This window comes from Eubacterium sp. AF19-12LB, assembly GCF_003479125.1.
GTDB lineage: Bacteria > Bacillota > Clostridia > Lachnospirales > Lachnospiraceae > Eubacterium_U > Eubacterium_U album.
The window spans coordinates 171,623-185,190 of the sequence record NZ_QUGP01000002.1; the positions used below are offsets into that span (position 1 = coordinate 171,623).

12 protein-coding genes are annotated in these 13,568 nt (G+C 31.3%); all 12 read right to left on the reverse strand.

Annotation, left to right across the window (positions count from 1 at the left end):
* Positions 1-2: 2 nt before the first annotated feature.
* Positions 3-506, reverse strand: coding sequence for an rRNA maturation RNase YbeY (ybeY, locus tag DWX29_RS02460; protein WP_117909431.1), 504 nt, complete (start codon positions 504-506; stop codon positions 3-5).
* On the reverse strand, positions 506-1,495 hold the full coding sequence (locus tag DWX29_RS02465; protein ID WP_118565101.1) for a PhoH family protein: 990 nt from the start codon (positions 1,493-1,495) through the stop codon (positions 506-508). The genes ybeY and DWX29_RS02465 overlap by 1 nt, the downstream gene beginning before the upstream one ends.
* Complete coding sequence (locus DWX29_RS02470; RefSeq protein WP_118565102.1) at positions 1,482-2,663, reverse strand: sporulation protein YqfD; 1,182 nt, start codon at positions 2,661-2,663, stop codon at positions 1,482-1,484. The genes DWX29_RS02465 and DWX29_RS02470 overlap by 14 nt, the downstream gene beginning before the upstream one ends.
* A gap of 337 nt (positions 2,664-3,000) precedes the next feature.
* Complete coding sequence (rpsU, locus tag DWX29_RS02480) at positions 3,001-3,177, reverse strand: 30S ribosomal protein S21 (protein WP_005362674.1); 177 nt, start codon at positions 3,175-3,177, stop codon at positions 3,001-3,003.
* Between the two features lie 135 nt (positions 3,178-3,312).
* The gene (gene alaS, locus DWX29_RS02485) at positions 3,313-5,952 is read right to left on the reverse strand and encodes an alanine--tRNA ligase (protein ID WP_118565103.1); all 2,640 of its coding nucleotides are present in this window, start codon (positions 5,950-5,952) and stop codon (positions 3,313-3,315) included.
* A gap of 254 nt (positions 5,953-6,206) precedes the next feature.
* Positions 6,207-7,679 (reverse strand): stage IV sporulation protein A, encoded by a 1,473-nt coding sequence (spoIVA, locus tag DWX29_RS02490; protein ID WP_117909439.1) that lies wholly within the window; start codon positions 7,677-7,679, stop codon positions 6,207-6,209.
* Between the two features lie 55 nt (positions 7,680-7,734).
* Entirely contained in the window at positions 7,735-8,250 is a 516-nt protein-coding gene (locus DWX29_RS02495; RefSeq protein WP_158574482.1) for a cob(I)yrinic acid a,c-diamide adenosyltransferase, read from the reverse strand.
* A gap of 24 nt (positions 8,251-8,274) precedes the next feature.
* Complete coding sequence (cls, locus tag DWX29_RS02500) at positions 8,275-9,858, reverse strand: cardiolipin synthase (protein ID WP_118565105.1); 1,584 nt, start codon at positions 9,856-9,858, stop codon at positions 8,275-8,277.
* Positions 9,859-9,862: 4 nt separating this feature from the next.
* A complete protein-coding gene (locus tag DWX29_RS02505; RefSeq protein ID WP_118565106.1) occupies positions 9,863-10,528 on the reverse strand; it encodes a GTP pyrophosphokinase family protein in 666 nt (221 codons plus the stop codon).
* A 6-nt stretch (positions 10,529-10,534) separates the two neighbouring features.
* The gene (locus DWX29_RS02510; protein ID WP_118565107.1) at positions 10,535-11,545 is read right to left on the reverse strand and encodes an NAD(P)H-dependent glycerol-3-phosphate dehydrogenase; all 1,011 of its coding nucleotides are present in this window, start codon (positions 11,543-11,545) and stop codon (positions 10,535-10,537) included.
* 1 nt (position 11,546) lies between these two features.
* Positions 11,547-12,206, reverse strand: coding sequence for a glycerol-3-phosphate 1-O-acyltransferase PlsY (gene plsY / locus DWX29_RS02515; RefSeq protein ID WP_118565108.1), 660 nt, complete (start codon positions 12,204-12,206; stop codon positions 11,547-11,549).
* Positions 12,207-13,529 (reverse strand): ribosome biogenesis GTPase Der, encoded by a 1,323-nt coding sequence (gene der / locus DWX29_RS02520; RefSeq protein ID WP_118565109.1) that lies wholly within the window; start codon positions 13,527-13,529, stop codon positions 12,207-12,209.
* Positions 13,530-13,568: the final 39 nt, after the last annotated feature.

A 13,568-nucleotide genomic window follows, 5' to 3' on the forward strand; every position in this document is an offset into this window, starting at 1 on the left:
GTTTACTCCCTCGTAATTCCTAAATTTATTAAAATATCATTTTGCTTTCTTTCCATTTCCACCCTTTCATCTTCCTCCATATGGTCATATCCAAACAGATGAAGCATACTATGGGCAACAAGAAAAGCAAATTCTCTTCTAACTGAATGATTAAATTCATGTGCCTGACTTATTACACGGTCATATGAAATAACAATATCACCTAAAATTAATTCTCCGGTATCTAAATCAAAATAATCATCAATCTCATCAAATCCTGTAAAATCACCCGGCTTATCATAATCAATCATCGGAAATGATAATACGTCAGTTTCTTTATCAATTCCTCTAAACTCGTTATTTATCTCATGAATTCTTTCATTCGTTACAATAGTTACATTAACTTCACACTCATATGGACATTTCACATAATCCACGGCTTCATTAACAACCTCTTCTATAAGTTTTTCATAATCAAGTCGTTCCTTCATTTCTTTGTCATATTCGTTTTCAATATAAATATTCATTATTTCTTTTCCCTTTGTTGTTTCTTTTTTGCCATTTTTTCATCATATTCTTCATATGCTTTAACGATTTTCTGAACAAGAGGATGTCTTACAACGTCTTTGTTTGTCAAGTTAACAAAACTTATATCCTCAACTTTACTTAAAACCTTTAACGCAACATCTAATCCTGAAACAGCGTCTCTAGGTAAATCTTTTTGAGTTAAATCACCAGTCACGATTACCTTTGATCCAAAGCCGATTCTTGTTAAAAACATCTTCATCTGTGCAGGCGTAGTGTTCTGTGCTTCATCTAAGATAATAAATGCATTATCTAATGTACGTCCACGCATATAAGCTAAAGGAGCAACTTCTATAATTCCCTTTTCAGAATTATGCATAAAACTTTCTGCCCCCATTATCTGATATAACGCATCATATAAAGGACGTAAATATGGATCAACCTTGCTTTGTAAATCGCCTGGTAAAAATCCAAGATTTTCTCCTGCTTCAATAGCCGGTCTTGTCAAAATGATTCTGTTTACCTCATCATTTTTTAAAGCAGTTATTGCCATTGCCATTGCAAGATATGTTTTACCTGTTCCTGCCGGGCCAATTCCAAATACAATCATCTTCTTACGTATTTCATCTACATAATGCTTCTGACCTAATGTTTTAGGCTTAACAGGCTTTCCTGCCGCAGTTCTGCATATCATATCATCATCTAATTCGACAATCGCCTGTTCGTTATCCTCAAAAGATAATGATAACGCATAATCAACATTTTGCTCTGTTATTTCATTGCCACGTAAAGATAATTTAAAAAGCTGTTCAAATACTTTTTTTGCCCTTTTGGCAGCAACTTCACCACCAATAATTTTTATTTGTGAATCTCTAGATATAATGGTGACATGAAGTGTTCTTTCTATTTTCTTTATATTTTCATCAAAATTTCCATAAATCTTTTTTTCATGCTCAGCAGGAATATCTATAATACTCTCAATCACGCTCATTAACTGTAGTTCCTTCCTCTGATATACTTAACTCTTCAAGTGACCCAAAAGGTTGAACAACTGTCACCTGTCCTTTTCCTATATATGTGTCACCGACAATCTTCATTTTAACATTTTTTTCTAGAATTTTATACCCTTTTTGTTCTAAAGTCATTAAATAATATGTAAAATCATTATCTATTAGTGTTTTTATTTGAGTTTTATTTCTTTTTACTTCAACATATTTAAAAGGAATATTTGTAATTTTTGTAAATGTAACAGGCAGATAATAATTTTTCAAAAAATGAAGTTTATTTTTTTCAATCACAATGTCTTTATTTTTGCCTTCGCCATTTAATATTGCCATATCACCAAACGAAACGTTAAAATATGAATATTTCTTTCCATATTTTTTTACTTTTTCTTTTATTTTATATTTTTTATTAAATTCATATTTAACTTTGGCATAAATTTCACCGTCAGCCTTAACATATTTCTTAGCTATAATTTCTTCAAATTCGTTATATGTATCTACTTCTCCTGAAATCAGCAAATCACCTTTTTTAACTTTGTCACCTTTCTTTACATTGCCGACACCTGTTCTTGTTATTATGCTATCTATTTGTGCATCACAATTTGCAATAATATTATACGGAGAATTTTCCTGTTCCTTTATCGTTCGATTATAATTTTCATTTACATGAATTATGAGATTTGTCCCTTTAATTTCTGCACAAACCCATGTTATATCAGAATATTTATTACGAATCTTTTTTTCTATTTCATCGCAATCAATTTTTCCTTTATATTCTCCTACATATACGTTTTGTTTTCTTATAAAATTATATAATTCATTGGAAGTATGCATTACATTGCCATCTATTGTAATGTTCCAGATAAACATAGATAATATAACTACAATCAATAAAAATGATGCTAACGAAATACCAAATATTTTTATGTATTTAATTTTTTTTATTTTATTTATATTTCCAATTTCGGAAACATTTTTAATTTCAATATTGTATTTCTCGCATTTTTCTGTTAGCCTTGCTAAATATTTTTTGTTTATAAGAAAAGTAGCTTCGTTATTTGAAATCTTAATCTCTCTATACTCTAATTCGTTAAATTTCAATAATCTTTTAATATCGTAACTATTAATGCAAATTTCTACAAAATGATATTTCATTAAGATCTCCTATTATTTTCATACAGATTTTATTATTATAATATTCGATATTTAATCCGTTACCCTTTATAAAAATATAGTAACGTTTGCACTTAACTATTATGTTTGTATCTGATAATTCAATTATCGAAATATAATTTTCTATATAAGCACACCTTTTTCCTAAGATATCAACAATAGATTCTTTAAAAACTACATCTGTAGGTATTTGGCCGGCATCACAAATTTTATATTTATCTATAGCTTTTCTCCACATATAGCTATTATTATTAAGTATATGAATTGTTTAAAATATAATACATAAAAAAACCGGAGCATAAACTCCGGTTTTTTATAATTAATTATACTTGCGCTTTCTAGCAGCTTCTGATTTCTTCTTACGCTTAACGCTTGGTTTTTCGTAATGTTCTCTTTTACGAATCTCCTGCTGAATACCAGCCTTTGCGCAATTTCTCTTGAATCTACGTAAAGCACTGTCGATTGATTCGTTTTCTTTAACGATAACGCTTGACATTCTTTCCTTACCTCCCTCCAGTTACGATATTCCTAAAACTGTAGGTATTGTGTTTCATAACACACAAAAAATATTATAACATATATTTCCACATCGTCAACCACTTTTTATAGTATATTGAAGATTTTTTGCTTATTATTTTACCTGGCTTTCAAGAACTTCTTTAGCCTTTGCTAACGCGTCATCTGCACCTGCAGGATTCTTTCCTCCGGCCTGTGCCATATTAGGACGACCGCCGCCGCCACCGCCAACACATTTAGCTACTTCCTTAATGATATTTCCGGCATGTGCACCTTTACTGATTGCATCATCACCAGCCATTGCAATAACATTAACTTTATCGCCTAAAGTTGATACGATAACAACAACTCCATCGTTTGTCTTTTCTTTCATCTGATCGCCTAAATTTCTCAAACCATTCATATCAACGTCTGCGACTTTTATCGCTAATAACTTAACTCCATTTACATCAACAATCTGGTCATCAGCATTTCCAACAGATGCATTAGCAATTTTGCTCTTGAGTTTTTCGTTTTCACTCATAAGAGCTTTTATTTCTTCCTGCATAGCTTCAATTTTCTTTACAAGTGCTATAGGTTCAGCTTTAGCAACCTTAGCTGCAAGATTCATTTCTTCTTCAATTGATTCATAATGTTTCATAAGACCTGTTGATGTTAAAGCTTCAATACGTCTTACTCCGGCAGCAATACCTGATTCTGAAACAATCTTAAATGCTGAAATAACTCCTGTATTTGCTACATGGGTACCACCACATAATTCAACTGAAAAATCACCCATTGAAACGACTCGAACCGTTTCACCATATTTTTCGCCAAACAATGCCATAGCCCCTGTCTTCTTAGCATCTTCTAATGACATTTCTTTAGTAATTACAGGAAGATTTTCAGCGATTTCATTGTTTACAATATCTTCAACTTTCTCAATTTCTTCAGGAGTCATAGCCTGGAAATGAGTAAAGTCAAATCTAAGTCTGTCTGCAGTAACTAATGAGCCTGCCTGTTCAATATGATCTCCTAATACAATCTTTAAAGCTTTCTGTAATAAATGTGTTGCACTATGGTTTTTGCCTGTATCTTCTCTATTATGCTTATTAACCTTAAGTGTAACATTATCTCCAACAGAGAACATTCCCTTAGTAACCTGTCCTATATGACCAATCTTTCCACCTAAAAGCTTAATTGTATCTTTTACTTCAAATTCACTGTCGCCGTTTGTAATTACACCAATATCTCCTGCCTGTCCACCCATTGTAGCGTAGAAAACAGTTTCATCAACAACGATTGTTCCCATATCACCATCAGTGATTGCTTCTACAATTTCATCTTCAGTTGCAATTGTTGAAATTACTGATTCATTTTCTAATTTGTCATATCCTACAAATTTAGATGTGATATTTTTATCCATCTGCTCGTAAATTGTAGCATCTGCACCCATGTAATTTGTTTTCTTTCTGGCTTTTCTAGCTTTTTCTTTCTGTTCTTCCATGCATGCTTTAAATCCGTCTTCATCAACATTAAATCCTTTTTCTTCAAGGATTTCCTTTGTCAAATCAAGAGGAAATCCATATGTGTCATATAATTTAAATGCATTTTTTCCTGAAAGAGTCTTTGAACCTGCATTATCCATTTCTTTTTGCATATCAGTAAGGATTCCAAGTCCTTGATCTATTGTCTTATTGAATTTGTTTTCTTCTTCAGTAAGAACTTTAAAAATCATGTTTTTCTTTTCTTCTAATTCAGGATAACCGTCTTTTGAACTTTCAATAACAGTTTCACTTAATTTTGCAAGGAATTTTCCATCAATTCCAAGTAAACGTCCGTGTCTTGCAGCACGTCTGATTAATCTTCTAAGAACATAACCTCTTCCTTCGTTAGATGGCATAATTCCGTCAGAAATCATAAATGTAGCTGAACGGATATGGTCTGTTATAATTCTAATTGAAACATCCCATGCATATTCTTTTTTATATTCTTTTCCTGAAAATTCACAAACTTTATCTCTTAAAGCTCTGATTGTATCAACATCAAAAATTGAATCTACATCCTGAACAACAGTTGCAAGTCTTTCAAGACCCATACCTGTATCAATATTTTTCTGTTTAAGAGTTGTATAATTTCCTTTTCCGTCATTTTCAAACTGTGTAAATACGTTGTTCCAAATTTCAATGTATCTGTCGCACTCACAACCTACTGTGCAATCCGGCTTACCACAACCATATTTTTCACCACGGTCATAATAAATTTCTGAACATGGTCCGCAAGGTCCTGCACCATGCTCCCAGAAATTGTCTTCCTTACCAAACTTAAATATTCTATCAGCAGGAATACCCATTTCTTTGTTCCATATATCAAATGCTTCGTCATCTTCAAGATAAACTGAAGGATAAAGTCTGTCTGCTTCCAATCCAACAACTTCTGTCAAAAATTCCCATGACCAATGAATTGCTTCTGTCTTGAAATAATCTCCAAATGAGAAGTTACCAAGCATTTCAAAGAATGTACCGTGTCTTGCTGTTTTACCTATATTTTCAATATCACCTGTTCTGATACATTTCTGACATGTAGCTACTCTTGTCTTAGGTGGAATTTCCTGACCTGTAAAATATGGCTTAAGAGGTGCCATACCTGCATTAATCAACAATAAGCTGTTATCATTGTGGGGAACTAAAGAAAAGCTACCCAATACCAAATGGTCTTTAGATGCAAAAAAATCTAAATACATTTTTCTTAATTCGTTTAATCCGTATTTTTGCATTTATTTATCCTCCAAATATTAATCCTTATGCTAAAACTCAATAAATAATTTTAGCATAAGGACTATTGTTTTTCAAGATTATAGATTGATTTAATTTGCATTATAGGTTGATTTAGTTTGCATACTTACGCATCTATTTGTTAATGCTCGCTATCATATTCTTAAGTAAATATATTTAATTTTTCTAATAGACAATCGAATGCAGATATCTATCTTCATTTAAACATATAGACGAATGCTACTTGATTTTAGCTTTACAACAGAATACAAATAACCCCTTTGCTTTGGTCGTTAGTGATTTTTTCTATAGTATTTTGCATTCTACCCTGAGTTTCATCACTCATTCCACTGATTTTTGCAACTATCCCATCTTTAACAATTTGTTCAATTGTTTTACCAAAAATATTAGTGTCCCATATATTTGCATTTTCATCTGTCTTTTGTCCGTTTATATAATCAATTAAATCATTTGCCTGTTCTTCACTTCCTATTATAGGAGAAATTTCAGTTACTATATTTGCTTTGACAAAATGCATTGATGGAGCATTAGCTTTAATTTTAACTCCAAACTTTCCACCACTTCTTATCAATTGCGGATTCTCAAGTGTTATTTCATCTTTTGTAGGCACTACTATTCCATATCCTTTAGTTTTAACTTCATCTATTGCATAATTTACTTTTTCAAATTTATCTTTTTTTTCAGCAAGTTCCTTTACAAAACTAACCAGTTCAAGTTCATTATTGATTTGTGTATTAGTCATTTCACTTAATGTCATATAGTAATATTTATCATATATAGCATAGGTTATTGTTACCTCTCCGTCAGACAAATTAACATTATTAATCGTGATTGATTTTATGTACGGGTTTTCTTTAGTATTTGGCAAAGAATTGATATCTTTTATTTTATTAAGAACCATGAGTATGTTTCTTGACAATTCTAAAACCGCATTCTTAATTTCGTTGTCATCTTCTAAAACATTTACCCACTTAGGGCACATAAAATTAATCTTTGCTATTGGAAATTCAAACAAAATTTTGCTTAGAATTTCATTTATATCTTTTTCGCTTAACTGAAGACAATTAAGCGGAATGACAGCTGACCTGTAATTGCTTTCTAATTTTTTTACTACACTTTTACACTTCTCTGATTCAGGTTCCATTGAATTTACAACTATAACAAAAGGTTTATTTATTTTTTCCAATTCCTTAATTGCCATATCTGTTGCTTTCATGTAATTTTCAGCCTGAATATCTGTAAAGCTTCCATCTGTAGTTATGACAATCCCTATAGTTGAATGTTCTGAAATAACCTTTTGAGTTCCAAGTTCCGCTGCTTTAGAAAAAGGAATTTCCTGTGTCAACCATGGAGTTTTTACCATTCTCTCTTTATCTTCTTCTAAATATCCGGTTGCACCATCAACCATATAACCTACACAATCTATAAGTCTTACGCTGGCATTTATATCATTTTTCAAATTAATATTAACAGCCTTATTTGGAATAAATTTAGGCTCTGTGGTCATAATTGTTTTTCCGGCTGCTGATTGTGGCAGTTCATCCTGAGCTCTTTTAATATCATTTTCATCTTTTATGTTTGGAATAATTGCTAAATTCATGAAATTCTTTATAAATGTTGATTTTCCTGTTCTGACAGGCCCGACAACACCAATATAAATTTCACCGTTTGTACGGTTTTTAATGTCTTTATAAATACTAAAATCCATAAAAATAACCCCTTTACATTTTTTATAATTATATGCAAAGAGGTTTTATATATTCTTAATATTCTATACCTTTACGGGCATTTACACCACTTTCAAATGGGTGTTTTATACAATTAATTTCCGATATATAGTCTGAAATTTCTACATATTTTTCTTCGGGGTTTCTTCCTGTCAATATTATTTCAGTTTTATCTTTATATTCACAAATAATCTTATATGCATAATCTTTATCCAACAAATTCAATTCATTTGCAGAGTTAAATTCATCAAATATTACCATTGATATATGCTCTGATTTTAAAATTTTTTCTGTTTCTTTTATTAAATTTGTATGGATATCCTTTAAATCGCTCTTTTCAGAATCTGTCATATTCCATATAAATTTTATTGGACCTGTTGGATGCAAAACATAAATATTGCTGTTATTTTTTAAAAAGTTTATTTCTCCGGAAAGACCATCTTTCATAAATTGAACAAATATTACTTTTTTATTATAGCCTAACATTCTAACAGCCTGACCGACAGCAGATGTTGTCTTTCCTACACCATCGCCACACTTAATATGAAGCATATTCATCCTCCCTTTAATACAACATTACATTAACGGAGCAATCATTTTTAATATTGAACCACATAATTTATATAATGCCGACCGATTTCTACAGTCTTCTAATGTGATTTTTTTAGATTTCTGTAATGTTTTTTCGAAATCATCTTCTATTAATGATATTTCCTTGTTTTTATACATTAAACATCCACATTCAAAATGAAGATATAAACTTCTGTAATCTAAATTAATTGTTCCAACAGTCGCTTTGTCATCATCAACTACAAATTGTTTTGCATGTGTAAATCCCGGAGTGAATTCATATATTTCAACTCCATTTTTAATTAATTCTTCATAATAGGTTCTTGCAAGACAATACGCATATGCTTTATCTGGAATTCCCGGCATGATAATTTTTACATCAACACCTCTTTTTGCAGCAAATGTCAAAGCCTCCATCATCACATTATCAATTACAAGATAAGGTGTTATTATATGAACATATTTTTTTGCAGTATTTATAAGGCTTAAATATACTTGTTCTCCAACTTTTTCATCATCAAACGGCTCATCTCCATATCCAATAATATAGCCTGATGTATCCGGCAACGAAGGACAGTCTACATCTAAATATTTATTATAATCGCCAATAATTTCTTCATCTACATTCCACATTTGCAAAAATAATAACGTAAAACTTTTAGCAGCTTCTCCTTCTATCATAACAGCTGTATCTTTCCAATAACCAAATCGCTCTTTTAAATTCATATATTCATCGGCAAGATTAATTCCTCCGGTAAAAGCAACCGTTCCATCTATTACAAGATTTTTTCTGTGATCTCTGTTATTTTGATGCGTTGAAAGAAATGGTTTCATTGGATTAAAAGATTTAGCTTTTATTCCATATTCTCTAAGTTTCTTAAAATAACCCATTGGAAGTTTGGTTAGAGAACACATTCCGTCATATATTACACGGACTTCAACCCCTTCTTTAACTTTTTGTTTTAATATTTCAAGAACAGAATTCCAGACTTCACCTTCTTCAATTATAAAATACTCTAAAAATATAAATGATTTTGCCTCTTTTAGTTTTTTTATCAAATAATCATATTTTTCTTCTCCTGAAGCAAAATATGTAATTTTTGAATTCTCATATGGTGGACATCCTGAATATTTATAGATGTATTCTCCTAAATTTTCTATAAGCGGATCATCTTTTTGTAATATATCTTTAATGTCTGTTTTATATTCTAAATAATTATCCGACCTGTGGTTAATTACTTCTAATCTTTTTCTTAACAGCACAGATGTAGGTTGAAATTTTACAAACAAATATAAAAGTGCGCCAAAAATTGGAATTATAAGAATTACAATTGACCATATCATTTTCATGGTTGGATCTGATTTTTTTTCATTAACAATATAAAGAACCAGAAAAACAGTGATAATTCTTATAAAATCATAAAATATCTTAAATTGCTCATTTACATGCCAAAAAAAGTAGAACAATACAAGAAGTTGCAGAAAAATAAGCAGGGCAAAAATAAATATACGGCTGAATATAAGCTTAACAATCCCATTTTTACCTTTCTTTGCTGTTTTCTTTGCAGTTTCTTTTGCTCTACTTTCCATAAATTTAATCCTCGTTGTCTAACAAATTTTGTCTGATATTTAACATTCTTATATCTGTTTCGTAAATTGTATCTGCGCAATCCGTTAATTGCTTAATTGATTCCACATTAGAATTTTCAAATTTCTTATAGTGTATCTGATGTTCTAAACTAGCCCAGAAATCCATAGCAATTGTTCTTATTTGTACCTCAACTTTTACACCCTTCTTTTCATTAGATAAGAAAATAGGAATTTCTATAACCAGATGCAAACTTCTATAACCATTTTTCTTTGGATTTTTTATGTAATCTTTTCTGGTTAATTCTTTAACATCATCCTGACTTGTAAGCATGTCTGCAACGCTATATATATCATCTAAAAAAGAACATATAATTCTAATTCCCGCAACATCATCTAAATTGTTCTGTACACTTTCTAATGTTTTATCCAAATTTTTTCTATCTAACTTTTCATATATACTATCAGGAGATTTAATTCTGGTTTTAATTGATGCTATAGGATTTCTCATAGTATTTGCAGAAAATTCTTTATTTAAAACATCTAATTTTGTCTTTACTTCTAAAATAGCACATTCATAATATGTCATGAGCATTTTAAATTCTGTAGGATTAATGTCAAAATTTCCAATCTGACCTATAAATTTATTTTGTATTTTTTTTAAATCATCCATATTTCTTTACTTCCACAATAAATCTACATGCTCACTTGTATTATCTCTGTTCATCAATTCATTAACTGCATCTAAAGGCTTTTTTCCATTAAATAATACGTCATTAACAGCTTCTGTAAGTGGCATATCAACATGATATTTTTTTGAAAGATTAAGTGCAGCTTTTGCAGATACAGCACCTTCAACAACCATATTTACTTCCTTAACAGCTTCTTCTAAAGAATATCCCTGTCCAATTAATACTCCTGCATGTCTGTTTCTTGAATGTTTACTATCACATGTAACAATCAAATCACCAATTCCTGATAATCCGTTAAATGTTCTTGTGTGGCCACCCATTGCAGTTCCTAAAAGACTAATTTCCTTCATTCCTCTTGTAATAAGAAGTGCCTTTGTATTATCACCAAATCCTAAGCCATCTGAAATTCCGGCAGCTAATGCAATAACATTTTTTAAAGCGCCACCAAGCTCAATGCTCTTTCTGTCAGGGCTTACATACACCCTGAAGTAATGATTTGAAAAAGCATCCTGAACCTTAACAGCTGTTTCTTTAGTTGTTGCTCCTACTACAACGGCTGTTGGAATTTTACGACCTACTTCTTCGGCATGACTTGGTCCTGATAATGCAACTGCATCACAATTTGGTAATTCATCTTCAATTATTTCCGTCATTGTATTAAACGTATCATCTTCAATTCCCTTAGCAACATCTACAATAATCTGACCATTTGGAATCAAATCCTTTAAAAGTTTTGAAGTACTTCTTACAAATGAAGATGCAACTGCCATAACAATAATTTCTGCTCCATTAACAGCACTTTTTAAATCATTTGTAATTTCAACTGTTTCTGGAATGATTACTCCCGGAAGACTTATTTTATTTTCTCTATGAGTTTTAAGTGCTTCGACTTCTCTGTTTACTGCTGACCATATTGTGACATTATGACCATTATCATTAAGAACCATAGCTAATGCTATAGCCCATCCGCCACCACCTAATACTGTAATCTTTGACATATTATGCCTCCTTCTTTTCGCCAATTTTTCGTTCTGTACCTTTGGCTAATCTTTTTATATTGTCCTTATGTCTTATAAAAGCAAGTGCTGTCATAAGACCTGTAATAATGTACGCTTCAATTCTGCATTCCGGATTAAGATTATGTACCATTCCAAGCTGCCCCCATACAATCATTTCTATTAACAATGAGCCCATAAGCATTAACGATGAAAACGATACATACTTTGTTATATATAAAGATATAAAAAACACAAAAAATCCAAGAACAACAAATTTCCAATCATATATAGCTAAAGATGTAATCATTCCTGCTGACGCCGCAATTCCTTTTCCACCTTTAAATTTCATGTAAAACGGAAAATTATGTCCTAAAATAACACCAAATCCAGAATAAAGCAATAAAACAAACATAATATTTTCACATGATTTATGAAACAAAGCATAAACAAGCAAACCACAAAATACTGCTTTTAATGCATCAACAAAAAATGTGATTAATCCTGCTTTTTTACCAAGAACACGCATTGTATTTGTTGTTCCTGAATTTCCACTTCCAAAATCTCTAATATCAATATTTTTTATCTTGCCTAAAATGTATCCCATTTCTATAAGGCCGAAAAAATATCCTAAAACTATGCAAATAATTCTCTGAGCAATCATTTAACTTTCCTTTCGTTCCCTTATAATAAATCTTAAAGGAGTTCCTTTGAATCCAAAACTTTCTCTTATTTTATTTTCAATATATCTTGTATATGAAAAATGCATCAGTTCTTTATCATTTACAAATATAACAAAAGTTGGCGGTTTAACTGCTACCTGTGTTATATAGTATAATTTCAATCGTTTACCCTTGTCTGATGGTGGCTGCTGTAAAGCAACTGCTTCTGTCATTATTTCGTTCAATACACCTGTTCCAACACGCATTGACTGATTTTCTAAAACTGTATCAATCATATCAAATAATTTGGAAAGTCTCTGACCCGTTTGGGCAGAAATGAACATTATTTCAGCATATGGCATATACGCAAGTACATCTCGTATTTTTGCAGTAAACTGATATATTGTTTTATCATTTTTTTCAATTGCATCCCATTTATTAACGGCAATAATTACACCTTTGCCATTTTCATGAGCGATTCCCGCAATTTTAGCATCCTGTTCTGTAATACCTTCTGTTGCATCAATCATTACAACAACTACATTCGCTCTTTCAACGGCTGTTACAGTTCTTATAATACTATATCTTTCAATTTCTTCTTTTATTTTCTTTTTACGTCTCAAACCTGCAGTATCAATAAATACGTACTCCTTACCATTCCATGTAATTTCAGTATCAATTGCGTCTCTTGTTGTGCCGGCTATATTTGATACAATCACACGATTATTTCCTGTAAGTTTGTTTACCAAAGATGATTTTCCTACATTTGGCTTACCTACAACTGCAATTCTTGGTCTTTCATCTTCTTCCTCTTCTAATTCGAGTCCGTCAAAGTGTTCAACTACACGGTCAAGCAAATCACCAATTCCAAGTCTTGATGATGCTGATATAGGCTGTGGATCACCAATTCCTAAATTATAAAATTCATATACATCAGGCATAAATTTATCAAAATTATCCACCTTGTTAACAGCTAAGATTACCGGCTTATGACTTCTTCTAAGCATGTCAGCTACTTTTGTATCTGAATCGACAAGTCCCTGACGTACATCTGTTATAAATATAATTACATCAGCAGTATCGATTGCTATCTGAGCCTGTTCTCTCATCTGTGATAAAATAATATCTCTACTGTCCGGCTCAATTCCGCCTGTATCAATCAATGTAAAATTATGGTTAAGCCATTCTACATCTGCGTAAATTCTATCTCTTGTGACACCCGGAGTGTCTTTTACTATAGAAATCATTTCTCCTGCCAATGCATTAAAGAGCGTAGATTTTCCTACATTAGGTCTTCCTACAATGGCAACTATTGGTTTACTCATATCTAATCTCCTATTTGTATCTGTTTAATTTCAAGTACT